The organism is Pseudomonas tumuqii (genome assembly GCF_013184545.1).
Classification (GTDB): domain Bacteria; phylum Pseudomonadota; class Gammaproteobacteria; order Pseudomonadales; family Pseudomonadaceae; genus Aquipseudomonas; species Aquipseudomonas tumuqii.
In genome coordinates, this window is record NZ_JAAOJA010000002.1 from 185,494 (window position 1) to 208,376 (window position 22,883).

At 64.4% G+C, this 22,883-nt stretch carries 23 protein-coding genes; 13 read left to right on the plus strand and 10 right to left on the minus strand.

All coding sequences use genetic code 11. The annotated features are described in order from the left end of the window. Nucleotides 1-437: 437 nt before the first annotated feature. The 7 genes from G9C89_RS04755 to minC form a co-directional block, all read right to left on the minus strand. Nucleotides 438-953 (minus strand): Hsp20/alpha crystallin family protein, encoded by a 516-nt coding sequence (locus G9C89_RS04755; protein WP_172145444.1) that lies wholly within the window; start codon nucleotides 951-953, stop codon nucleotides 438-440. A 60-nt stretch (nucleotides 954-1,013) separates the two neighbouring features. Beyond that, nucleotides 1,014-1,391, minus strand: coding sequence for an Hsp20/alpha crystallin family protein (locus tag G9C89_RS04760; protein WP_172145446.1), 378 nt, complete (start codon nucleotides 1,389-1,391; stop codon nucleotides 1,014-1,016). A gap of 24 nt (nucleotides 1,392-1,415) precedes the next feature. Beyond that, the gene (locus G9C89_RS04765; RefSeq protein ID WP_172145448.1) at nucleotides 1,416-1,868 is read right to left on the minus strand and encodes an Hsp20/alpha crystallin family protein; all 453 of its coding nucleotides are present in this window, start codon (nucleotides 1,866-1,868) and stop codon (nucleotides 1,416-1,418) included. A gap of 508 nt (nucleotides 1,869-2,376) precedes the next feature. Continuing rightward, nucleotides 2,377-3,012: an RluA family pseudouridine synthase gene (locus G9C89_RS04770; protein WP_172145450.1), complete on the minus strand. Its 636-nt coding sequence runs from the start codon at nucleotides 3,010-3,012 to the stop codon at nucleotides 2,377-2,379. 143 nt (nucleotides 3,013-3,155) lie between these two features. Then, nucleotides 3,156-3,410: a cell division topological specificity factor MinE gene (gene minE / locus G9C89_RS04775; protein ID WP_172145452.1), complete on the minus strand. Its 255-nt coding sequence runs from the start codon at nucleotides 3,408-3,410 to the stop codon at nucleotides 3,156-3,158. Further along, nucleotides 3,410-4,222 carry a septum site-determining protein MinD gene (minD, locus tag G9C89_RS04780; RefSeq protein ID WP_172145454.1) on the minus strand — a complete coding sequence of 271 codons (813 nt, stop codon included), beginning with the start codon at nucleotides 4,220-4,222 and terminating at the stop codon, nucleotides 3,410-3,412. The genes minE and minD overlap by 1 nt, the downstream gene beginning before the upstream one ends. 100 nt (nucleotides 4,223-4,322) lie before the next feature. Further along, a complete protein-coding gene (gene minC / locus G9C89_RS04785) occupies nucleotides 4,323-5,063 on the minus strand; it encodes a septum site-determining protein MinC (RefSeq protein ID WP_172145457.1) in 741 nt (246 codons plus the stop codon). A 129-nt stretch (nucleotides 5,064-5,192) separates the two neighbouring features. Here minC and G9C89_RS04790 point away from each other — a divergent pair, with 129 nt between their 5' ends. From G9C89_RS04790 to ltaE, 11 genes are all read left to right on the plus strand, one after another. Next, nucleotides 5,193-6,128, plus strand: coding sequence for a lipid A biosynthesis lauroyl acyltransferase (locus G9C89_RS04790; RefSeq protein WP_172145460.1), 936 nt, complete (start codon nucleotides 5,193-5,195; stop codon nucleotides 6,126-6,128). Between the two features lie 191 nt (nucleotides 6,129-6,319). Continuing rightward, on the plus strand, nucleotides 6,320-7,249 hold the full coding sequence (locus tag G9C89_RS04795) for a lipid A biosynthesis lauroyl acyltransferase (protein WP_172145463.1): 930 nt from the start codon (nucleotides 6,320-6,322) through the stop codon (nucleotides 7,247-7,249). 342 nt (nucleotides 7,250-7,591) lie between these two features. Then, the gene (locus tag G9C89_RS04800; RefSeq protein ID WP_172145466.1) at nucleotides 7,592-8,794 is read left to right on the plus strand and encodes a patatin-like phospholipase family protein; all 1,203 of its coding nucleotides are present in this window, start codon (nucleotides 7,592-7,594) and stop codon (nucleotides 8,792-8,794) included. 251 nt (nucleotides 8,795-9,045) lie between these two features. Then, nucleotides 9,046-10,266, plus strand: a complete 1,221-nt coding sequence (locus G9C89_RS04805) for an aspartate aminotransferase family protein (RefSeq protein WP_172145469.1) — start codon at nucleotides 9,046-9,048, stop codon at nucleotides 10,264-10,266. Between the two features lie 180 nt (nucleotides 10,267-10,446). Further along, a complete protein-coding gene (aruF, locus tag G9C89_RS04810; protein WP_172145472.1) occupies nucleotides 10,447-11,463 on the plus strand; it encodes an arginine/ornithine succinyltransferase subunit alpha in 1,017 nt (338 codons plus the stop codon). 11 nt (nucleotides 11,464-11,474) lie between these two features. Continuing rightward, nucleotides 11,475-12,491, plus strand: a complete 1,017-nt coding sequence (gene astA, locus G9C89_RS04815; protein WP_172145475.1) for an arginine N-succinyltransferase — start codon at nucleotides 11,475-11,477, stop codon at nucleotides 12,489-12,491. A 98-nt stretch (nucleotides 12,492-12,589) separates the two neighbouring features. Beyond that, nucleotides 12,590-14,053 carry a succinylglutamate-semialdehyde dehydrogenase gene (astD, locus tag G9C89_RS04820; RefSeq protein WP_172145478.1) on the plus strand — a complete coding sequence of 488 codons (1,464 nt, stop codon included), beginning with the start codon at nucleotides 12,590-12,592 and terminating at the stop codon, nucleotides 14,051-14,053. Continuing rightward, nucleotides 14,053-15,399, plus strand: coding sequence for an N-succinylarginine dihydrolase (gene astB, locus G9C89_RS04825; protein WP_172145481.1), 1,347 nt, complete (start codon nucleotides 14,053-14,055; stop codon nucleotides 15,397-15,399). Before astD ends, astB begins: the two co-directional genes overlap by 1 nt. Nucleotides 15,400-15,478: 79 nt before the next feature. Then, nucleotides 15,479-15,763 carry a topoisomerase II gene (locus tag G9C89_RS04830; RefSeq protein ID WP_172145485.1) on the plus strand — a complete coding sequence of 95 codons (285 nt, stop codon included), beginning with the start codon at nucleotides 15,479-15,481 and terminating at the stop codon, nucleotides 15,761-15,763. Between the two features lie 10 nt (nucleotides 15,764-15,773). Continuing rightward, nucleotides 15,774-16,790, plus strand: coding sequence for a succinylglutamate desuccinylase (gene astE, locus G9C89_RS04835; RefSeq protein ID WP_172145488.1), 1,017 nt, complete (start codon nucleotides 15,774-15,776; stop codon nucleotides 16,788-16,790). Nucleotides 16,791-17,138: 348 nt separating this feature from the next. Beyond that, a complete protein-coding gene (gene ltaE, locus G9C89_RS04840; protein ID WP_172145492.1) occupies nucleotides 17,139-18,143 on the plus strand; it encodes a low-specificity L-threonine aldolase in 1,005 nt (334 codons plus the stop codon). A gap of 97 nt (nucleotides 18,144-18,240) precedes the next feature. On the opposite strand, the gene G9C89_RS04845 is transcribed toward ltaE, so the two are convergent. Continuing rightward, on the minus strand, nucleotides 18,241-19,674 hold the full coding sequence (locus G9C89_RS04845; protein WP_172145495.1) for a M48 family metalloprotease: 1,434 nt from the start codon (nucleotides 19,672-19,674) through the stop codon (nucleotides 18,241-18,243). Nucleotides 19,675-19,780: 106 nt separating this feature from the next. Between G9C89_RS04845 and G9C89_RS04850 the strand changes: the two genes are divergently transcribed. Continuing rightward, nucleotides 19,781-20,032 (plus strand): sulfurtransferase TusA family protein, encoded by a 252-nt coding sequence (locus G9C89_RS04850; RefSeq protein WP_172145498.1) that lies wholly within the window; start codon nucleotides 19,781-19,783, stop codon nucleotides 20,030-20,032. A 40-nt stretch (nucleotides 20,033-20,072) separates the two neighbouring features. Then, on the plus strand, nucleotides 20,073-21,140 hold the full coding sequence (locus tag G9C89_RS04855) for an AI-2E family transporter (protein WP_172145501.1): 1,068 nt from the start codon (nucleotides 20,073-20,075) through the stop codon (nucleotides 21,138-21,140). A 120-nt stretch (nucleotides 21,141-21,260) separates the two neighbouring features. On the opposite strand, the gene G9C89_RS04860 is transcribed toward G9C89_RS04855, so the two are convergent. Together G9C89_RS04860 and G9C89_RS04865 are read right to left on the minus strand one after the other, a co-directional pair. After that, nucleotides 21,261-21,734 (minus strand): peroxiredoxin, encoded by a 474-nt coding sequence (locus G9C89_RS04860; protein ID WP_172145504.1) that lies wholly within the window; start codon nucleotides 21,732-21,734, stop codon nucleotides 21,261-21,263. 10 nt (nucleotides 21,735-21,744) lie between these two features. Beyond that, complete coding sequence (locus tag G9C89_RS04865; RefSeq protein WP_172145507.1) at nucleotides 21,745-22,302, minus strand: glycine cleavage system protein R; 558 nt, start codon at nucleotides 22,300-22,302, stop codon at nucleotides 21,745-21,747. Nucleotides 22,303-22,883: the final 581 nt, after the last annotated feature.

Consider the following 22,883-nt stretch of genomic DNA (forward strand, 5'->3'; position numbering starts at 1 on the left):
CCTGTAGGCGTTCGCTCGCCGTCTACGACTCCGCGCTGTCGCGCAGCAAGCTGGGGGCAATTGCGTCTATCGGCTTGTAGGTACTTGTAGGAGCGGGCCATGCCCGCGATGCGTTTCGCGGGCATGGCCCGCTCCTACAGGTCGTTGTGAATATTAAATTTATATATATAAAACAATGAGTTATTTCTTGTTTGATAAGAGATCCCCCGTCGTCCAGACGCCGCGCTGTCGCGCAGCAAACTGGGGTGCAATTGCGCCTATCAGTTTGTGGGTACCTGTAGGAGCGGCGGGGACGCCCAGTTCCATGGCCGCGATGCGTTTCGCGGGCATGGCCCGCTCCTACAGGGCCGCGCGGTGAATCCCGGCGTGGGGGAGCGGTTGCGCAGCTCCGCCCCGGGTTTCGGGGCTGGGCATACGGGCGCATGGCGCGGCGAGCGTCACTCGCCGCGGACTTCGATGCGCCGGCCGCGGGCATGTTCGGCCTTGGGCAGTTCGATGCGCAGCACGCCATTGCGGTAGCTGGCCGAGGTCTTGTCGGCAAGTACCGGCAGGGGCAGCGGGATGCTGCGATGGAAGCTGCCGAAGGCGCACTGGCGCACGCGGTACTGGCCGCTGCTGGATTCCTGCTCGTAGCGTTTCTCGCCGCGCACGATCAGCACGTCGTTGCGTACCTCGATGTCCACGTCCTGCTTGTCCAGGCCGGGGACTTCCAGGCGCACCACGAACTTGTCGCTGTCCTCGAACACATCGCCGGCCAGGAGGGCCCAGTTCGCCGACGGGAAGTCGGGATGAGCCGGGGTCTCGGCCGCTACCTCGGTCGACGCCTTGCTCCTGGTCAATGGGGTGAAGCGGGTCAGGGCGCCGCTGGTGCGCTCGCGAAAACTCCGCCAGCCCTCGCCGATCGAGTGCCAGGTTTCCTCCAGGCCGTGTTTCAGATCAGTCAGTTTTTCCATCGGTTGACCTCCAGGATGCGGGCGGTCGGGCCAGGCTGGCGGCCCGGCCGCTCGGGCAGTTCAGGCGACTTTCACCTCGATCTTGCGCGGTTGCGCATGGGCATGCTTGGGAATGCGCAGGTTGAGCACGCCATCGCGCAGCTGGGCGTCGATCCGCGACGTATCCAGTTCGCTGCTCAGGCTGAAGGCCCGGCGATAGCGCGACAGGCGCACCTCGGCATACACCGCCTCCATGTTTTCCGGAGTGTCGGGGGCTATCTCGCCCTCGATCAGCAGGGTGTCGTTTTCGACCCGCAGTTCGAGCTTGTCCTTGGGCACGCCCGGCATGTCGGCGAGCAGCAGAATGCCGTCCTTGTTCTCGAACACATCGACCCGCGGCAGCAGCGTCTGCAGCTCTTCCGCGGATTCGTCGCGGCGGACTACTCGTTTCTCGGTCATCGCAGTTTCCTCCTTAGCGAAATGTCACTGGATAGTGATGCGCTTGGGTTGGGCAGCCTCCAGCCGCGCCACCTTGATGTGCAGCACGCCATTGCGGTAGTGCGCCTCGACCTTGTCCGGGTCGGCATCCTTGGACAGGTTCACGGTGCGCTTGAAGCTCCCGGTGAAACGCTCGTTGGCATAGACCGACAGGGTGCCGTTGTCTTCCGGCTCGGCGCTGGCGCGCTCGCCGCTGATCGACAGCAGACCGTGGTCGATCTGGATATCCAGTTTGGCCGGGTCGAGACCCGGGGCGAAGGCGTAAACTTCGATGGTCCCAGGGGTGCTGCCGACGTTGATGCTCGGGAAGGCACCGCTGGCAAGCGCCCGAATGCTGCCCGGTCGGCCGGGATTGGCAAACTCTTGCTGCAACTCCTGCTGCAGCCGTTCGAACTCGGCGAGCAGGCCGCCGGGGAAGTTAAGCAGGGATTCGTACATCGCAAACCTCCTGTGGTGAGTTGACCAGAGACGTGTTTGCGGGGCTCGAGGCTGAGGCTTCAAGCCCCCGTCGAGAAAAATATGTTGGCGGCTGGAAGCGGCTTCAAGGGATGTTTTAAGAACATTATCGAATGATTGATAGGCGCAGCATCCAGGTTGCGGGCATAAGTGCTGCGATGCGGCGCCTGGCAACGATCATTGGTCTACGTGGCCCGGATGAGTGCCAGCGTAATCCGGGGGGGGGGGGGGGGGGGGGGGGGGGGGGGGGGGGGGGGGGGGGGGGGGGGGGGGGGGGGCGGGCGCATGACTGCCGGCGCTGCCCCGGATGGCCGTCGGGCTACAGGGGTTGTGTAGGGTGGATGACGCCTTTTTCATCCACCATTGCAGTTGGTGGATGGGTGAAGCGTCATCCACCCTACAAGGCTGTCGGGTAGGGTGCGCTGTGCGCACCGGCGTTCGAGGCTATGGCGCGGGGGGTATTGGTGCGCGCGACGCACCCTACGCGAGGCTAAAACGGTGCGGGGCAGTCGAAGCGCAGGCGTTCGCCGCTTTGCGGGTGGGTCAGGCCGAGCATGCAGGCGTGCAGACACAGGCGCGGGTAGGCGGCCAGGGCCTGGGGCGGGGCGTAGAGGGCGTCACCGAGCAGCGGGTGGCCGATCGACAGCATGTGCACGCGCAGCTGGTGCGAGCGGCCGGTGATCGGGGTCAGCTCGACCCGGCAGTAATCGCCGCAGCGTTCGAGCACGCGCCAGTGGGTCAGGGCATGTTTGCCGACTGCATGGTCGACCACATGCCGCGGCTTGGTCGGCGGGTCGTAGCGCAGCGGCAGGTCGATGCTGCCGCTGTCCTGCTCGGGCTGGCCCCAGCACAGGGCGATGTAGGCTTTTTCCGTCTCGCGGTCGTGGAACTGGCGCGACAGTTCGCGGTGGCTGTCGACGTCGCGGGCCAGGACGATTAGCCCTGAGGTTTCCCAGTCCAGGCGATGGACGATGCGCGCTTCCGGGAAGCCGTTGTCCTGCAGGCGGGTGACCAGGCAGTCGCGGTTGTCCTCGGCGCGGCCGGGCACCGAGAGCAGCAGGGTCGGCTTATTGATCACCAGCAGGGCGGCGTCCTGGTGGAGAATTTCGATTTGGCTGAGCGGCATGGGGCAGTCCGGAAAAAGCAATCGGCGACCGAGGTCGCCGATTATTTGGAAATATCCTGTAGGAGCCAGCTTGCTGGCGATGCTCCGGGCAGCGCCTCGGTTCCTGATCGCCAGCAAGCTGGCTCCTACATGAGCGGATGCTTTCAGCGATCCGGCAGGGTGATGTTGAGTTCCAGGATCGAGCAGCTGCCTTGGCTTTCCAGGGCGACTTGCACTTGATCCGAGTCGATATTGACGTACTTGCGAATCACCTCGACCAGCTCTTGCTGCAGGGCCGGCAGGTAGTCCGGCTGGCTGCGCTGGCCGCGCTCGTGGGCGACGATGATCTGCAGACGCTCTTTCGCAATGGACGCAGTGGCTTCCTTTTTACGTTCACGAAAGAAGTCAAAAATATTCATTAGCGAGCTCCAAACAAGCGTTGCATGAGTCCTTTCTTCTGCACGTCGAGAAAGCGATGGGCAACTTCCTTGCCGAGCAGACGGTCGACGGCATCGCTGTAGGCCTGGCCGGCGTCGCTCTGGTCGTCGAGGATGACCGGCACGCCCTGGTTGGAGGCTTTCAACACGGCTTGCGATTCGGGGATCACGCCGAGCAGGCGGATGGCGAGGATTTCCTCGACGTCTTCCACTCCGAGCATTTCGCCGCGGGTAACCCGCTCGGGGTTGTAGCGGGTCAGCAGCAGGTGTTCCTTGATCGGCTCTTCGCCTTTCACGGCGCGCCGCGATTTGCTCGCCAGCAGGCCGAGCATGCGGTCGGAGTCGCGCACCGAGGAAACCTCGGGGTTGGTCACGACAATCGCTTCGTCGGCGAAGTACATCGCCAGGTGCGCGCCTTTTTCGATCCCGGCCGGCGAGTCGCAGACCACGAATTCGAAGTTCTCGCGCAGTTCGTTGATGACTTTTTCCACGCCTTCTTCGGTCAGCGCGTCTTTGTCACGGGTCTGGCTGGCGGCCAGCACGTAGAGGTTTTCCAGGCGCTTGTCCTTGATCAGCGCCTGGCTCAGCGTGGCTTCGCCGTTGACCACGTTGACGAAGTCGTACACCACGCGACGTTCGCAGCCCATGATCAGGTCGAGGTTACGCAAGCCGACGTCGAAGTCGACGATGACAGTTTTGTGCCCGCGCAGGGCGAGGCCGGTACCGATGGCGGCGCTGGTGGTGGTTTTACCCACGCCACCCTTGCCGGAAGTGACTACGAGGATCTTGGCCAAGGTGATTCACCCCAAAATGTGAAGTAAAGACGGGAACCCGAGAGCCATATGCGGCTTCCAGATGCCTTTTTATGTCCCTGAAAATTGGCGGCAGTATCCGTTAAAGGCGGGTGATGTTCAACACGTCACCCGACAAGCTGACCTGTATCGCCTCGCCCCATAACGGGTCGCGGCGCAGGTCTTCGGCAACCTTGTATTGGCCGGCAATGGACAGCAGTTCCGCGCCCATTTGCTGGCAGAAGATGCGTGCCTTGATGTTGCCCTTGATGCCGGCCAGGGCACGGCCGCGCATGGGGGCGTAAACATGGATGTTGCCATCGGCGAGAAGTTCCGCGCCGGAGCTGACCGGCGCCAGGACGATCAGGTCGCCGCCCTGGGCATAGACCTGCTGGCCGCCGCGCACCGGGCTGGTGATGATCTTGCTCGGCCTGACTTCGGGCTCTGCGGGCTTTTCCGGTTTTTTCGGCGTGGCGCTACCGTCGGTCGGATCGACCGGGCGCTCGCGGGCGCCGGACGGCGGCAGCACCGGTAAATCCAGGGCGCCGGCGGCGGCGATGTCATCTTCACGGTTGGCGCGCACGGCCAGGGTGCGCAGGCCATGGCTACGGCACAGGGCCATCAAGGCGCCCAGATCGAGGTTGCCTTCGCCTTCCGGCAGCTTGTCCAGGGCCAAGACCAGCGGGGTATTGCTGAAGAAGTTCGGCGCTTGGGCGACTTTCGCCGCCAGTTGCTGGTCGAGGCGCTCGAGGTCGTTGTGCGCCAGTTCCATCACGGTGATGGCCAGCATGCTGCCCTTGAGCTGGAATACGGGGTCTTGCTCGAGTAGATCGGCTTGGCTCATGGTCTGCCTGATACGCCTTGTCGGTCGTGACGAAAGTAGCCCGGACTTATAGCGATAACCCCGCCGGGCTGCAAGCCGAGTCTGGGAGCCTGTAGAATGCCGGGCTTTGTCGTTTGTGCGAATTGATCCATGGACCGTCCTCGCTTTCGTGCCTATTTCCTCCATCCGCGTTTCTGGTTGTTGTGGCTGGGTCTGGTGCTGCTGTGGTTGCTCGTGCAGTTGCCGTACCGGGTGCTGCTCATGCTGGGGCGCGCGCTGGGTGCGCTGCTGTACCGCTTGGCCGGCTCGCGGCGCACGATCGCCGCGCGCAACCTGGAGCTGTGCTTTGCGCAGCTGTCCGCCGCCGAGCGCGAACGCCTGTTGCAAGAGAACTTCGCCTCCACCGGCATCGCCTTCTTCGAGATGGCCATGAGCTGGTGGTGGCCCAAGGCCAGGCTGGCCAGGCTGGCGCATATCGAGGGCCTGGAGCATCTGCAGCAGGCCCAGGCGGACGGTCAGGGCGTCATCCTGATGGCGATCCATTTCACCACCCTGGAAATCGGCGCGGCGTTGCTCGGCCAGGTGCACACCATCGACGGCATGTACCGCGAGCACAAGAATCCGCTGTTCGACTTCATCCAGCGCCGCGGCCGCGAGCGGCACAACCTGGACGCCACGGCCATCGAGCGCGAGGACGTGCGCGCCATGCTCAAGGTGCTGCGTGGCGGACGGGCGATCTGGTACGCGCCGGACCAGGATTACGGCGCCAAGCAGAGCATCTTCGTGCCGCTGTTCGGCATTCCGGCGGCGACCGTCACCGCCACCACCAAGTTCGCCCGCCTGGGCCGGGCGCGGGTGCTGCCTTTTACCCAGCAGCGCCTGGCCGACGGCCGCGGTTACCAACTGACCATCCACCCGCCGCTGGCCGGTTTTCCGGCCGCGAGCGAGGAAGCCGACGGCCGGTTGATCAACCAGTGGGTCGAGCAGGCGATCGGCGCCTGTCCCGAGCAGTACCTGTGGACCCACCGGCGCTTCAAGACGCGGCCGCCGGGTGCGGCGAAGCTGTACCGGAAGCACCGCGGTTAGTGGCGGGTGGGTTGGCGCAGGGCAGGGCGATCAGTCATTGCTGCCCATCCTGCGGCTGCGACCGGCACGCCTGTTAATCCTGGATAAAAACCTGCTGAGCCCGCCATGGCGGCAAATGCGCCCTCCCGCCAGCCCGTCACCGGGCCGAGTCCTGTAGAATGCCGGGCTTTGTCGCTCGTGCGGAATCATCCATGGATCGTCCTCGTTTTCGTGCCTATTTCCTCCATCCGCGCTTCTGGCTGCTGTGGTTGGGGCTGGGCTCGCTGTGGCTGGTCTCGTTGCTGCCGTACCGGGTGTTGATGCGCCTGGGGCGTTGGCTGGGGGGCTTGATGTTTCGTCTGGCGCGTTCGCGCCGGCAGATCGCCGCGCGCAACCTGGAACTGTGTTTCCCCGAACTGTCGGCCGCTGAGCACGACGCCTTGTTGCGGGAAAACTTCGCCTCGACCGGCATGACCTTCTTCGAGATGGCGATCAGCTGGTGGTGGCCGGCGGCGCGGCTGGCCAGGTTGGGGCAGGTCGAGGGGCTCGAGCATATTCGCGCGGCCGAGGCCGAAGGGCAGGGCGTGCTGCTGATGGCCCTGCATTTCACCACCCTGGAAATGGGCGGCGGGCTGCTGGGAATGCGCCAGGACATGTACGGCATGTACCGCGAGCACAAGAATCCGCTGTTCGACTTCATCCAGCGCCGTGGCCGCGAGCAGCGTCTGCAGGGCGTGATCGAGCGCGACGATGTACGCGGCATGCTCAAGCTGCTGCGTGCCGGCAAGGTGATCTGGTACGCGCCGGATCAGGACTATGGCGCGCAGCGCAGTATTTTCGTGCCGCTGTTCGGTGTGCCGGCCGCGACGGTGACAGCGACCAGCAAATTTGCCCGTCTGGGGCGGGCGCGGGTGATTCCCTTCACCCAGACCCGGCTGGCCGACGGCACCGGCTATAAGGTGGTGGTACACCCGCCGCTGGCCGATTTTCCCGGGGAGAGCGAGGAGGCCGATTGTCTGCGGCTCAATCAGTGGATCGAGGCGGCGATTCGCCAGCAACCCGAGCAGTACCTGTGGGCCCACCGGCGCTTCAAGACGCGCCCGGCCGGTGAGGAAAAAATGTACAAGAAGCGCCGTAGTTAGTGTTGGCGGTATTGGTGCGCTCGATTAGCGATCAAGTATGCCGCTCCCGTAGGAGCAGATGCCCCGCCTTCGACGCAGCGCTGTCGCGCAGCAAACTGGGGCACTCAAGGGTCAAGACCGTAGGATGGGTTAGGCGCCCGCAAATTGACCTGCTGTCAGCAGAACAAAGGCACCGTAACCCATCATCGATATTCGCCCTGTCAACGGGTACAGGCATAAACCGCCCGATGGGTATCGCTGCGCTCAACACCATCCTACAGTTACCGGCTCCTGCAAGTGCCCACAAGCCGACAGGCCCGACAGCCTTCCAGGCTGCAAGTTAAAGGATTCGGAACTTCCCCTATGACGCCAAACACGCCTTCCAGCCAGCCGGTCACCGGGTTGATTCTTTCCGGTGGCGGCGCGCGGGCGGCTTATCAGGTCGGGGTGCTGGCGGCGATTGCCGATTTGCTGCCGGATACCGCGCAGAATCCCTTTCCGGTGATCGTCGGCACCTCGGCCGGGGCCATCAATGCGGTCGGCCTGGCCTGCGGGGCCTTGCATTTTGGCGAGGCGGTGCGCCGCCTGACCAGCGTCTGGCAGGGCTTTCATACTCATCAGGTGTATCGCAGCGACTGGCCGGGGGTGTTGCGCCAGGCCAGCCGCTTTATCGGCCACAGCATGCTGGGCCTGGGCGGGGAAGTGCCGGTGGCGCTGCTCGACAGTACGCCGCTGCGCGAACTGTTGCTGCGCGAGCTGGATTTTTCCGGGATCGCGGCCGCGGTGCGCCAGCGTCAGTTGCGGGCGGTGGCAGTGACGGCGTTCGGCTACGAGTCCGGGCAGGCGGTGACCTTCTATCAGGGGCGCGCCACCATCGATCCGTGGATGCGCCATCGCCGGGTCGGGGTGCCGACCCGCCTGTGCGTCGACCATCTGCTGGCCAGTTCTTCGATTCCGCTGCTGTTCCCGCCGGTGAAGATCAATCGCGAGTATTTCGGCGACGGCGCCGTGCGTCAGCCCGCCCCGATCAGCCCGGCGCTGCACCTGGGTGCGACCCGGGTGCTGGTGGTCGGCGTCAGTGGCAACCCGCAGGCCGAGCAGGACGGCGTGGTCAGCGTTCCGGTGCCGACCGCCAAGCCGCCGAGCCTGGCGCAAATCGGCGGGCATATGCTCAACAGCACCTTTATCGACAGCCTGGAAGGCGACATCGAACTGCTCGAACGGCTCAACCTGATGAGCAAGCTGATCCCGCCGGAGCAGCGCCCGCGTGGCCTGGGGCTCAACCCGGTGGAGGTGCTGGTGATTTCGCCGAGCCAGCCGCTGGATGCCATCGCCGCCCGCCATCGCCACGAGCTGTCGGCGGTGCTGCGCCTGTTCCTGCGTGGCCCGGGGGCGACCAAGGTCAGCGGTGCGGGGGTGCTCAGCTATCTGCTGTTCGAGGCCGGCTATTGCAATGAGCTGATCGAGCTGGGCTATCAGGATGCGATGGTGCAGAAAGTCGCCTTGAGCGATTTCCTCGGCCTGGCCCGCCCGCCGGTGGCGCAGGGGCAGCCGATCACGGCCTAGCCGATTCAGGCGCAAAAAAACCTGCCGGTCAGCTTGTGGAGAAATTGCCCGTGCAGTGCACGAATGTGCCGATCAGCGTTTAAACTGCGCCTTCCCGACGCTTTCTGTCGCATTTGCGCAAGCGGCGGTTTTCCTCGGGTTGGCGCTATAAGAAGTTGTCGCATGGCGGCAATGCCCGCCCCGAATCAATCCCTACAATCCTTCCCATCGCCTGCCACCCAATGCAGGTGTTACTCGTCAGGAGAGCTCCGATGTCCGTTCAGCACGATCCGGTGCAACGCGCCGATTTCGACCAAGTGATGGTTCCCAACTATGCCCCGGCCGGCTTTATTCCGGTGCGCGGCGCGGGTTCCCGAGTCTGGGATCAAAGTGGTCGCGAGCTGATCGACTTCACTGGCGGCATCGCCGTGAATGCCCTGGGCCATTGCCATCCGGCCCTGGTCGCCGCCTTGACCGAGCAGGCCACCAGGCTGTGGCACATTTCCAACGTGTTCACCAACGAGCCGGCCCTGCGCCTGGCACACAAGCTGGTCAACGCGACCTTCGCCGAGCGGGTGTTCTTCTGCAACTCCGGCGCCGAAGCCAACGAGGCCGCCTTCAAGCTGGCCCGTCGGGTGGCCTTCGACCGGTTCGGTGAAGACAAGTACGAAATCATCGCGGCGACCAACAGCTTCCACGGCCGTACCCTGTTTACCGTCAGCGTTGGCGGTCAACCCAAGTATTCCGATGGTTTCGGGCCGAAGATCCAGGGCATCAGCCATGTGCCATACAACGATATCGAGGCGCTGCGAGCGGCGGTTTCCGCCAAGACCTGCGCCGTGGTGCTGGAGCCGATCCAGGGTGAAGGCGGCGTCTTGCCGGCCGACCTGGCCTACCTGCAGGCGGCCCGCGAGCTGTGCGACCAGCACGACGCGCTGCTGATCTTCGACGAGGTGCAGACCGGCATGGGCCGCAGCGGTTCGCTGTTCGCCTACCAGCATTACGGGGTGATTCCGGACATCCTCTCCAGCGCCAAGAGCCTGGGCGGTGGTTTCCCGATCGGCGCCATGCTCACCACTGCGGCGCTGGCCAAGCACCTGGTGGTCGGCACCCATGGCACCACCTACGGCGGCAACCCGCTGGCCTGTGCGGTGGCCGAGGCGGTGATCGATGTGATCAATACCCCGCAAGTGCTGGCTGGGGTGAAGGCCAAGCAGCAGCGTTTCAAGACCACCCTGGAACAGTTCGGCGAGCAGTACGGCGTGTTCAGCCAGGTGCGCGGCCTCGGCCTGCTGATCGGTGCGGTGCTCAGCGATGCCTGGAAAGGCAAGGCCAAGGCGATTCTCGATGCCGCCGCGGCGCAAGGGGTGATGGTGCTGCAAGCCGGCCCGGACGTGGTGCGTTTCGCCCCGAGCCTGGTGGTGGAAGATGCCGATATCGATGAGGGCCTGGCGCGTTTCGAACGTGCGCTGGTCCAGCTGACGCAAGCCTGAGTCGACAGTCCGGCGGCGAGCCGTTTGCGCTCGCCACGGGCTGTGCTTGCTTGGCTTATGGATAAGCCGAGCTACTTCCAGGGATGACTCTCTCCGTGTGTGCTGTGGCCTTCGGGTTGCGGTTTCTCCAGGCGGTTCGCGCTGAGCGGCCTGGAGTTTTTCTTGAAAAGGAGTGACACCATGCTGGTGATGCGCCCCGCGCAAATGGCCGACCTGAGTGAAGTGCAGCGTCTCGCCGCGGACAGCCCGGTTGGTGTGACTTCGCTGCCGGACGATGCCGATCGGCTGCGCGACAAGATCGCCGCGTCGGATGCCTCGCTGGCCGCCGAGGTGAGCTTCAATGGTGAAGAAAGCTACTTCTTCGTCCTCGAAGACAGCGACAGCGGGCACCTGCTCGGCTGTTCCGGGATTGTCGCCTCGGCTGGTTATTCCGAGCCGTTCTACAGCTTTCGCAACGAAACCTTCGTGCACAACTCCCGTGAGCTGAAGATCCACAACAAGATCCACGTGCTCTCGCTGTGCCACGACCTGACCGGCAACAGCCTGCTGACCAGTTTCTACGTCGAGCGGCCGTTGGTGGGCAGTGTCTGGTCCGAGCTGAACTCGCGCGCGCGTTTGTTGTTCGTCGCCAACCATCCGGAGCGCTTCGCCGATGCCGTGGTGGTTGAGATCGTCGGCCACAGCGACGAGCACGGCGATTCGCCGTTCTGGGATGCCGTGGGGCGCAATTTCTTCGACATGAACTACGCCGAGGCCGAGCGTCTGTGCGGGCTGAAGAGCCGGACCTTTCTGGCCGAGCTGATGCCGCATTACCCGATCTATGTGCCGCTGCTGCCGGATGCGGCGCAGGAGGCCATGGGCCAGGTGCACCCGCGGGCCCAGGTGACCTTCGACATCCTGATGCGCGAAGGCTTCGAAACCGATCATTACATCGACATCTTCGACGGCGGGCCGACCCTGCATGCGCGGACCTCGGGGATTCGCTCGATCGCCCAGAGCCGGGTGGTGCCGGTCAGGCTCGGCGAGCCGATCAAGGGTGGGCGTCCGTATCTGGTGAGCAATGGCCTGCTGCAGGATTTCCGCGCGATTGTCGCGGACCTGGATTGGGTGCCAGGCAAGCCGGTCACCCTCAGTCTCGAAGCTGCCGAAGCACTCGGCGTCGGCGAGGGCGCCAGCGTGCGTCTGGTTGCGGTTTAAGGAGTTAGCGCATGATCGTTCGTCCCGTTCGCACCGCCGATCTTCCGGCCCTGATTGATCTGGCGCGCACTACCGGCGCCGGCCTGACCACCCTGCCAGCCAACGAGGAGCGCCTGGCGCACCGCGTCGGCTGGGCGGAGAAGACCTTCACCGGCAAGGCCGAGCGTGCCGATGCCGACTACCTGTTCGTGCTGGAAAACGACGCCGGCCAGGTGGTGGGGATCTCCGCCGTGGCCGGTGCGGTCGGTCTGCGTGAGCCCTGGTACAACTACCGGGTGGGCCTGACCGTCAGCGCCTCGCAGGAACTGAAGATTCACCGGCAGATTCCCACCCTGTTCCTGGCCAACGACCTGACCGGCAACTCCGAGCTGTGTTCGCTGTTTCTGCGCAGCGATCACCGCACGGGGCTCAATGGCCGCCTGCTGTCCAAGGCGCGCCTGCTGTTTATCGCCGAGTTCCGCGAGTCGTTCGGCGACAAGGTGATCGCCGAGATGCGTGGCATGTCCGACGAACAGGGCCGTTCGCCGTTCTGGGAAAGCCTGGGGCGGCACTTCTTCAAGATGGAATTCAGCCAGGCGGACTACCTGACCGGGGTCGGCAACAAGGCCTTCATCGCCGAGTTGATGCCCAAGTTCCCGCTCTATACCTGCTTCCTCTCCGAAGACGCGCGCAACATCATCGGCCGCGTCCACCCGGATACCGAGCCGGCGCTGGCCATGCTCAAGGGCGAAGGCTTCAGTTATCAGGGCTATGTCGACATCTTCGACGCCGGCCCGGCCATCGAGGCGGAAACCGCGAAAATTCGTGCCGTGCGCGACAGCCAGGCGCTGGTGCTGGCCATAGGCACACCGGGTGATGACGCCACCACCTTCCTGATCCACAACCGCAAACGCGAAGACTGCCGGATCACCGTCGGCGCCGCACGCCTGGCCGCCGGCACCCTGGTGGTCGATCCGTTGACCGCCAAGCGTTTGCAGTTGTCGGTCGGCGATCAGGTAAGAGCGGTGTCGCTGTCGGCCCGCGGCTGAATACCCCCGAGCCGCCTGGAGACGATCCGGGCCGTTCGATCGAATAGCCCACCCGGCGCAACGCCGGGTGATGAAATTGCTGGGAGTGATAAAACAATATGAGCACTCATTACATCGCCGGTAACTGGCAGCTTGGTCAGGGCGAAGCCCTGGAATCGTTGAATCCAGTCAGCCAGGCCGTGGTCTGGCGTGGCCAGGCGGCCTCTGCCGCCCAGGTCGAGGCCGCCGTGGTGGCCGCCCGCGCGGCATTCCCGGGCTGGGCCTCGTGCTCCCTGGACGGGCGCATCGCCGTGCTGGAGCGTTTCGCCGTGGCCCTCAAGGCGCATGCCGACGAGCTGGCCCGGGCGATTGGCGAGGAAACCGGCAAGCCGCTGTGGGAGTCGGCCACCGAGGTGACCAGCATGGTCAACAAGGTCGCCATCTCGGTGCAGAGCTACCGCGAACGGACCGGTGAGAAGAGCGCGCCGCTGGCCGATGCCACCGCCGTGCTGCGGCACAAGCCGCATGGTGTGGTGGCGGTGTTCGGTCCCTACAACTTCCCCGGCCACCTGCCCAACGGTCATATAGTGCCGGCGCTGCTGGCGGGCAACTGCGTGCTGTTCAAGCCCAGCGAGCTGACCCCGAAAGTCGCCGAGCTGACGCTCAAGTGCTGGATCGAAGCCGGTCTGCCGGCCGGCGTGCTCAATCTGCTGCAGGGCGCGCGGGACACCGGCGTGGCCCTGGCCGCCGACCCCGGCATCGACGGGCTGTTCTTCACCGGCTCGAGCCGCACCGGCAACCTGCTGCACAGCCAGTTCGCCGGTCGCCCGGAGAAGATCCTCGCCCTGGAAATGGGCGGCAACAACCCGCTGATCGTCGATCGGCTCGCCGATGTCGAGGCGGCGGTGTACTGCATCGTGCAGTCGGCCTTCATCTCCGCCGGCCAGCGCTGCACCTGCGCGCGGCGTCTGCTGGTGCCGCAGGGCGAGTGGGGCGATGCCTTGCTCGCACGCTTGGTCCAGGTCGCCGGGCAGATCAAGGTCGGTCGTTATGACGAACAGCCGGCGCCCTTCATGGGCTCGGTGATTTCCCTGGCGGCGGCCGAACACCTGCTGCAGGCCCAGCAGCAACTGCTCGACAAGGGCGCCACGGCGTTGCTGGCAATGACCCAGCCGCAGCCCGGCGCCGCCTTGCTGACCCCGGGGATCATCGATGTCAGCGCGGTGGCCGAGCGGCCGGACGAAGAGTTCTTCGGCCCGCTGCTGCAGGTGATCCGCTATGCCGATTTCGAGGACGCGATCGCCGAGGCCAACAACACCCAGTTCGGCCTGGCCGCCGGTTTGCTGTCGGATTCCGCGGCGCGTTACCAGCAGTTCTGGCTGCGCAGCCGCGCCGGCATCGTCAACTGGAACAAGCAACTCACCGGCGCCGCGAGCACGGCCCCGTTCGGTGGTGTCGGCGCCTCCGGCAATCATCGCGCCAGTGCTTACTACGCGGCGGACTACTGCGCCTATCCGGTGGCCTCGCTGGAAAGTGAACGCCTGAGCCTGCCCGCCACCCTGACCCCGGGAGTAAGCCTGTAATGTCCGCCTATGAGATGAATTTCGACGGTCTGGTCGGCCCGACCCACAACTACGGCGGCCTGTCCTACGGCAACGTCGCTTCGCAGAGCAACAGCCAGGCCGCCTCCAGCCCGAAACAAGCCGCCAAGCAGGGCCTGGCGAAGATGAAGGCGCTGATGGAGATGGGCTTCAAGCAGGGCGTGCTGGCCCCGCAGGAGCGCCCGGATGTCGCGGTGCTGCGCCGCCTCGGCTTCACCGGCAGCGATGCCCAGGTGATCGAGCGGGCGGCGAAGGACGCCATGCCCTTGCTGGTTGCCAGCTGCTCGGCCTCGAGCATGTGGACGGCCAACGCCTGCACCGTCAGCCCGAGTGCCGATACCTTTGACGGCCGGGTGCACTTCACCGCCGCCAACCTCAATTGCAAGTTCCACCGCTCAATCGAGCATCCGACCACCAGCCGCGTGCTCGGCGCCATGTTCGCCAATGAGCGGCACTTCGCTCACCACGCCGCCTTGCCGGCGGTGGCGCAGTTCGGCGACGAGGGCGCGGCCAACCACACGCGTTTCTGCAAGGACTACGGCGATGCCGGGGTGGAGTTCTTCGTGTTCGGGCGCAGCGCCTTCGACGGCCGTTACCCGGCGCCGCAACGCTACCCGGCGCGGCAGACCCTGGAAGCCTCGCAGGCCGTGGTGCGCCTGCATGGGCTGAGCGAGGCCGGGGTGGTCTATGCTCAACAGAACCCGGCGGTGATCGATCAGGGGGTATTCCACAACGACGTGATCGCGGTGGGTAACGGCGAAGTGCTGTTCTATCACCAGGATGCCTTCCTCGATACCGACAAGGTGCTGGCCGAGCTGGCGGACAAGCTTGCTCGTCGTGGCGGTAACCTGCAGGCGGTGTGCGTGCCGCGCGATGCGGTCACGGTGGAGGACGCGGTGAAGTCCTACCTGTTCAACAGCCAGTTGTTGTCGCGCGCCGCCGGCGGCATGTTGCTGATCGTGCCGGAGGAGTGCCGCAACAACGCCAAGGTGTGGAATTACCTGCAGCAGCTCACCAGCGGCAGCGGGCCGATTCGCGAGGTCAAGGTGTTCGATCTCAAGCAAAGTATGCAGAACGGTGGCGGTCCGGCCTGCCTGCGCCTGCGCGTGGCGCTCAAGGATAACGAGCTGGCGGCGGTGAATCCGGGGGTGATCATGACCCCGGAGCTGTATGACACGCTCAACGTCTGGGTCGACAAGCACTACCGCGATCGCCTCAGCGAGAGCGAATTGGCCGACCCGCAATTGCTGATCGAATGCCGAACGGCATTGGATGAATTGACCCAGATCCTTAAACTGGGCGCGGTTTATCCTTTCCAACTGAACTGAGCGGCAAGCCACCAGCCTCAAGCGCACGCTTGGCGTTCTAAACTTGCTGCTTGTGGCATATAGCGTGGAGCTTTGAATAATGTCCGATGTCCTGCAACTGATCCTCGAAGATGAAGATGGCACCCAGCTGGAAACGACCTGCACCCGCTTCGCGGTGATGTGGCAGGGCAAGGAAGTCTGGTTTCAACAGGTGGGTAATGGGCAGCTGATGATCGGCGTGGACGTGGAGGAGGGTGATAGCGAGTACGCCAATCTGCTGCTGCGCCCGCTGGCTACCAACCTGGTCAGCCTGGAGCTGGAGATGGAGCCGGCCGAGCCTGGCGACGACGGGCACGTGCACGGCCCCGACTGCAATCACGATTGAGGTAACTCCTATGCTTGCCCTCGGCAAACTGCTTGAACTGACCCTGGCCGGCCACGAACCGGCAGCGAAGATCCAGCTGACGCCCGAGGGCGCGCGCTTGCGCTGGCTGGCCGAAGGCGCCCTCGAGGTCACGCCGCCGGTGGCCAGCGACAACGGCCTGGACCTGCTGCTCTCGGCCGGCATCCACGGCAACGAAACAGCCCCCATCGAATTGCTCGACCGCCTGCTGCGCGGCATTGCCCGTGGCGAGCTGAAGCCGCGCGCGCGGATCCTCTTCCTGTTCGGCAACCCGCCGGCGATCCGCCGCGGCGAGCGCTATATCGAGCAGGACATCAATCGCCTGTTCAACGGCCAGCACGAGCAACATGCCGGGGTCGAGGCCATGCGCGCCTGTGATCTCGAGCATCTGGCCGCGACTTTTTTCAGCAAGTCGCAACGCACGCGCCTGCACTACGACCTGCATACCGCGATCCGTGCGTCGCAAATCGAGCAGTTCGCCCTCTATCCCTGGCAGGAGGGACGGCCGCGCAGCCTGCGCGAGCTGGCCCGGTTGAATGCCGCGGGGATCGAGGCGGTGCTGCTGCACAACAAGAGCTCGATCACCTTCAGCGCCTACACCTACACCCAGCTGGGGGCAGAGTCGTTCACCCTGGAGCTGGGCAAGGCGCGTGCCTTCGGCCAGAACCAGCAGGTCAACCTGGATCGGCTCGAGCAGCGTCTGCAGGAGATCATCGAAGGCAACGAGCCCGAACCCGAGCAGCAAGGGGCCGAACTGGACGGGCTGCAGATGTTCGCCGTGGCGCGGGAAATCATCAAGCACAGCGACACCTTCAAGCTGCACCTGCCGGCGGATATCGAAAACTTCAGCAAGCTGCCGGTCGGCTACCTGCTGGCCGAGGATCTGGCCGGCACCCGCTGGGTCGTGGAAGAGCCGGATGCGCGGATCATCTTCCCCAACCCCAAGGTGAAAAACGGCCTGCGCGCCGCCATCCTCATCGTCCCCGCCGCAGACGTGCAGCTGGCCTGATCGGTCCCAGGGGGGGCGATCTGTAGATCCAATGTTTATGCACAAGCCTCGCTGCGCTCAACCGTCGTAGGGTGCGCCGTGCGCACCAGTGTGACGGGGTGCATGATCGGGTTCCGGACGATCAATATATTCGGTGCGCGCGGCGCCCCCTACGGTGGATAGCCAATAAATCCTCCCGGATTGCATCCGGGCTACAGGACTGCTGCTGTGGCAGCGGACTTGTCCGCGAAAGGATCCTGCGCAGCTCCGGGCTGATCTGTCCTGCGTCCTATTCGTCTATCTGTACCTTGTTCCCATGCCTGGGGCGCCTTAGCATCGGCGTTTTCGCCACCTCAAGGAAAACCGTCCATGGCCGTCATCGACCTGCGCAGCGACACCGTTACCCAGCCAACCCCGGGCATGCGCGAGGCCATGCTGGCGGCCGAGCTGGGCGATGACGTCTACGGCGAGGATCCCACGGTCAACCGCCTGGAGCAGTACCTGGCGGCCGAGCTGGGTTTTGCCCGCGCGCTGTTCGTGCCGACCGGCACCATGAGCAACCTGCTCGGCCTGATGGCCCATTGTGAGCGTGGCGACGAATACATCGTCGGCCAGCAGGCGCACACCTATAAATACGAAGGCGGCGGCGCCGCGGTGCTGGGCTCGATCCAGCCGCAGCCAATCGAGGGCGAAGCCGATGGCTCGCTCGACCTGGGGAAAGTCGAGGCGGCAATCAAGCAGGACGACTTCCACTTCGCCCGCACCCGCCTGCTGGCGCTGGAAAATACCATGCAGGGCAAGGTCCTGCCGTCGAGTTATCTGGCCGCGGCCCGCGAGTTGACCCGCACGCGCGGCCTGGCCCTGCACCTGGACGGCGCGCGGCTGTACAACGCGGCGGTCAAGCAGGGCGTGGCGGCCAGGGACATTACCCGGCACTTCGATTCGGTCTCGGTCTGTTTGTCCAAGGGCCTGGGCGCGCCCGTGGGCTCGGTGCTGTGTGGCAGCGATGAGCTGATCGGCAAGGCGCGGCGCTGGCGCAAGGTGGTCGGCGGCGGCATGCGCCAGGCAGGCATCTTGGCTGCCGCCGGGCTCTATGCCCTAGAGCATCAGGTGGCGCGCTTGGCCGAGGATCACGCCAATGCCGAACGCCTGGCCGACGGGCTACGCGGGTTGGGCTACGCGGTCGAGCCGGTGCAGACCAATATGGTCTATGCCCAGGTCGGCGAGCAGGCCGGCGCACTCAAGGCCTTCTGCGCCGAACGCGGGATCAAGCTGATCGCCGCGCCGCGTCTGCGCATGGTCACCCATCTGGATGTCAGCGCCGCGGACATCGACCGGGTACTCGAGGCGTTTTCCGCCTTCGCGCGTACCTGAGCCCTTGGGGCGACTGATGGGTTAGCACCCATGCGGCGGTCTCCTCGGATGTCTCGGTTATGCGGCCCGCTCCGTCCGCGCCGCTTTTCCCGCCGGCCTAGCGCAGCATCTGCTCGATGATCCGCTGGTCTTCCAGCAGCTCGCGTTGCCGCGCGTCGATGCGTGAGGCCAGTTGGAAGTTGTTGGTCGAGCGGCGTTTGGCGAAGTCGAGTTGCTCGATGGCTTGATCGTAGTCGCCGACCAGGGCGAAGAACTCCGCGCGCGCCTGGTGCAGGCCGATGGTGTTGCCGTTGAGGCCGCGTACTTCGGCGACCTGATACCAGACATCCGGGTCGTTGGCGCGGCTTTTCAGCAGGTCATCGAGGGCGCGCTCGGCATCCCGGGCGTTGCCCTGCTTCATCAGCAGGTCGATGCGGGCCTGGTTCAGCGGGTAGTTGCTCGGGAAGTCGCGCATGAGTCGCTCGATGCGGCTCTGCGCTTCCGGCAGGCGATTGGCGGCGATGTCCAGTTCGACCTGGGCCAGGTTGTAGGTAATGTCGTCGGGTGCCGCCTGCAGCAGCGGTTGCAGGCTCTCGCGGGCCTGCTGGTGCTGGCCGCTCTTGATCTGCGCCAGGGCCAGGCCGTAGCGGGCAGCTTGCAGTTTGGGGGTTTCCTCGAGCATGGCGCGAAAGCGCTTGGCCGCCAGGCCTGGTGTGTCTTCGTAGATCAGTTGCACGCGGGCGCGCATCAGCTGATAGCGCACGCTGTCGGTCACGCCGCCGGCCTTGGCTTGTTCGGCGCGGTTGCGGGTGTCGGCGATGCGCGATTCGGAAACCGGGTGGGTAAGGAGGAATTCCGGTGGCTTGCGGTCGTAGCGATACTGGCGCATCAGGCGCTCGAACATGCTCGGCATGGCGCGGGGGTCGTAGCCGGCTTTCTCCAGATTGATCAGGCCGATGCGATCGGCCTCCTGCTCGTTCTGCCGGGAGAAGCGCCGCTGTTCCTGGATGGCCGCCGCCTGGGTCGAGGCAATGGCGGCCATGCCGACGTCGCCGGCACCCGCCGCGGCGGCAACGATCCCGGCGAGCATGGCGGCCATCATCGGCAGTTGCATGCGCTGCTGGGCTTCCAGGCCGCGGGCAAAGTGGCGTTGCGACAGGTGGGCGAGTTCGTGGGTCATTACCGAGGCATATTCGGCTTCGGTCTGGGCGTAGAGAAACAGGCCGCCGTTGACCCCGATGATTCCGCCGGGCGCGGCGAAGGCGTTGATTTGCGGGCTGTCGAGCAGGACGAATTCCAGGCGGCGATCCTGCAACTCGCTGGTTTCGCCCAGGCGATAGACACTGCTCTCGACGAAATCCTTGAGCTGAGGGTCCGACAGCTGGCTGATCTGGCCACGCAGCAGGCTCAGCCAGGCGCGGCCCAGTTGATGTTCCTGCTGTGGCGAGACAATCGAGGAGCTGGCGTCGCCGAGTGACGGTAGATCGCTGGCCAGGCCGGGCTGGGCGGTCAGGCAGGCGAGCGTCAACAGGATGGGGCGCAGAACATTCATGCACAAAGCTCTTGGCGAACAAAGTCGCTACTGTAGCCGGGCAAGCGTTCACCTGGCCAGGGTTGCCCGGTGTTGGGTATCCTTGGCGCTGTTTAGGAGGGCTCGAATGAACGATGTACAGGAGTGGAACGGTGCCTGCGACGCCGAGCTGGATGCCAGTGGTCTGAATTGCCCGCTGCCGTTGCTCAAGGCCAAGCTGGAGTTGAATCGCCTGGCAAGCGGGGCGGTGCTCAAGGTCATCGCCACGGATGCCGGCTCGCAGCGCGATTTTCGGGCCTTCGCCAGGCTCGCCGGGCATCGCTTGTTGCGTGAAGAGGAAGAGGCGGGTATTTACCGCTATTGGTTGCGTAAGGCCTGATACGCGTTCTGCGTGGGCTGTTTCGATCTAGGGAATGTTGATGATTAAGGTGTTGCGCGACTGGATCCACCGCTATTTTTCCGATGAGCAAGCGGTGGTCCTGGCGGTGCTGTTGGTGCTCGGCTTTGCCGCCGTTCTGACCCTCGGCGGCATGCTGGCGCCGGTGCTGACCGGGCTGGTGCTGGCGTTTCTCATGCAGGGGCTGGTCAATGCCCTGGAGCGCTTGCGCCTGCCGCCGATAGTGGCGGTGTCGCTGGTGTTCCTGTTGTTCATGAGTGCGCTCGGCTTGTTCCTGCTGGTGCTGATGCCGCTGCTCTGGAGCCAGTTGAGCACCCTGTTCAACGAGCTGCCGCGCATGCTTGGGGAGTGGCAGGCGCTGTTCCTGCTGTTGCCGGAGCGTTACCCGAACCTGATCAGCGACGCCCAGGTGTTGCAGTTGACCGAGGCGATCAGCGGCGAGGCCGGTAAGTTCGGTCAGTGGGCGCTGTCGTTCTCCCTGTCCAGCCTGCCGCTGCTGGTCAGCATCATGATCTACCTGGTGCTGGTGCCGATCCTGGTGTTTTTCTTCCTCAAGGATCGCGAGGTGATCGGCGCCTGGTTTCGCGGCTACCTGCCGCGCGAGCGCACCCTGATCACCCAGGTGGCCCAGGAGATGAACCAGCAGATCGCCAATTACATTCGCGGCAAGTTCATCGAGATCATCATCTGCGGCGTGGTCACCTACATCGCCTTCGCCGCGCTGGGGCTCAACTATGCGGCGCTGCTGGCGTTGCTGGTGGGGCTGTCGGTGGTGGTGCCCTACATCGGCGCGGTGGTGGTGACCGTGCCGGTGGCGCTGATCGGGTTGTTCCAGTGGGGCTTCGGCGATCAGTTCCTCTACCTGATGGTGGTCTATGGCGTGATCCAGGCGCTGGACGGTAACGTGCTGGTGCCGCTGCTGTTCTCCGAGGCGGTCAACCTGCACCCGGTGGCGATCATCTGCGCGGTATTGCTGTTCGGTGGCTTGTGGGGCTTCTGGGGCGTGTTCTTCGCCATTCCCCTGGCCACCCTGTTCAAGGCCGTGCTCAATGCCTGGCCGCGCAGGGAGCTGGCGTTGCAGGGCGAGTGAGGGGCAGGCGCCTGGTTGATGGGCGCCGCCGGGTGATGACTGGGTCAGGCCCAAACGAAAAAGGCCGCTTGCGGAAATTCCCGGCAAGCGGCCTTTTTGTCAGTACCGTGAAGGTAACCCTTAGCCCTGCTTCAGTGCCTGCGCTGCGGCCAGCACGGTCTCGACATGCCCTGGCACCTTCACCCCGCGCCATTCCTGGCGCAGCACGCCGTGCGTGTCGAGCAGGAAGGTGCTGCGGTCGACGCCCAGGTATTCCTTGCCGTAGAGCTTCTTCAGCTTGATCACGTCGAATAGCTGACAGAGCGCCTCATCCTTGTCCGAGATCAGCTCGAAGGGGAACGCCTGCTTGCACTTGAAGTTCTCGTGGGACTTGAGGCTGTCCCGCGATACGCCGAATACCAGGGTGTTGGCGGCCTGGAAGGCCGGGTAGTAATCGCGAAAGCCCTGGCCTTCGGTGGTGCAGCCCGGGGTGCTGTCTTTCGGATAGAAATAGATCACCACCTGCTGGCCGCGCAGGGCCGACAGCTGAACCTGCTGGCCGCTGGTGGCCTGGGCCTGGAAATCGGCAACCGGGGTGTCGAGTGCTACGGCCATGGGCGGTTCCTTATGGATTCTGTGGGCGCCAGGGTTCGATCAGGGCATCGAGGTTCAGGGCATCGGAGAAGTCGAGGAACTGATCGCGCAGCCAGCTGATCTGCGTGCCAGCCGGCAGCGTTACGGTGAGGGTCGCATTGAGCATGGTGCCGCCGGTCTGCGGAGCCTGGTAGGTATCGCAGGTCAGGCTTTCCAGTTCGACGTTGTGGTCGATGAAGAACTGACACAGCTCATTGAGGATGTCCGGACGGTAAGCCGAGCTGACGTAGGCCACGTACGGCAGGGCCTGGGGGCGATTCTCCGCCGCCGCACTGCGCGTCACGTTGACCGTAAAGCCGTGCTTCTTGGCCAGGGCCGGCAGGCTCGACTCCAGGCGCGCCAAGGCGTCCCAGCTGCCGGAGACCTGCAGCACCAGGGCGCTGAACTCGCCATGACGGCTCAGGCGGGTACTGATGACGGCGCAGCGATTTTCATTGCTGGTGCGGCACAGCACATTGGTCAGCTCCATGGCGTTGGGGCCGAGTGCGCTGATGACGAGGAATTGTTCGCGAACTTGGGGGGTGGACATGCAGCATTCCTAGAGCGATGAACGCTCGGCCCACAATGAGTACCGAGCAAAGCCGGAAGGGTAGCGAAAAGCGTCGCTCAGGGGAATGCTCGTCAATGGATGAGTGAAAGGAATGCCGGGTCGCTCGCACAGTCACTGCGCTTGCCGATCGGCCTTTTCCTTCGCTTGTACAAGGTGGGTGGCGCCAGTACCATTACCGCTCTCGTGCGACACGTATGTTCGTGTCGTGCTTGGTCTGGCCACTGCGCCTTGGCACCTGAATTCCTTGCTATCAAGGGGTTTGAAGCCTGAAATGCAGTCAATGCAGCTGGGCTTTTCCTAGCACTGTACCGTTCACGGATACGTTCTTGTATCTGTAGAGCGGACAAAAAAAATGTGTTCGATTCGGTCCGAAAGGGCGCAGTGATCGACACAAATAGAGAGGTAGGTGGCAGTCCAACCTGATTGGATTGTTACTAAATATGTCAAGCCAAGAGGGTGAATCCGCGCCCTTGGGTGCGCTTTCATCTTCAAGGCGTTGGCTATTTGAGCCCTTCGCCACCGTCGTGAGACGTGGGAGATGCATTGACCAAGCACGGAAC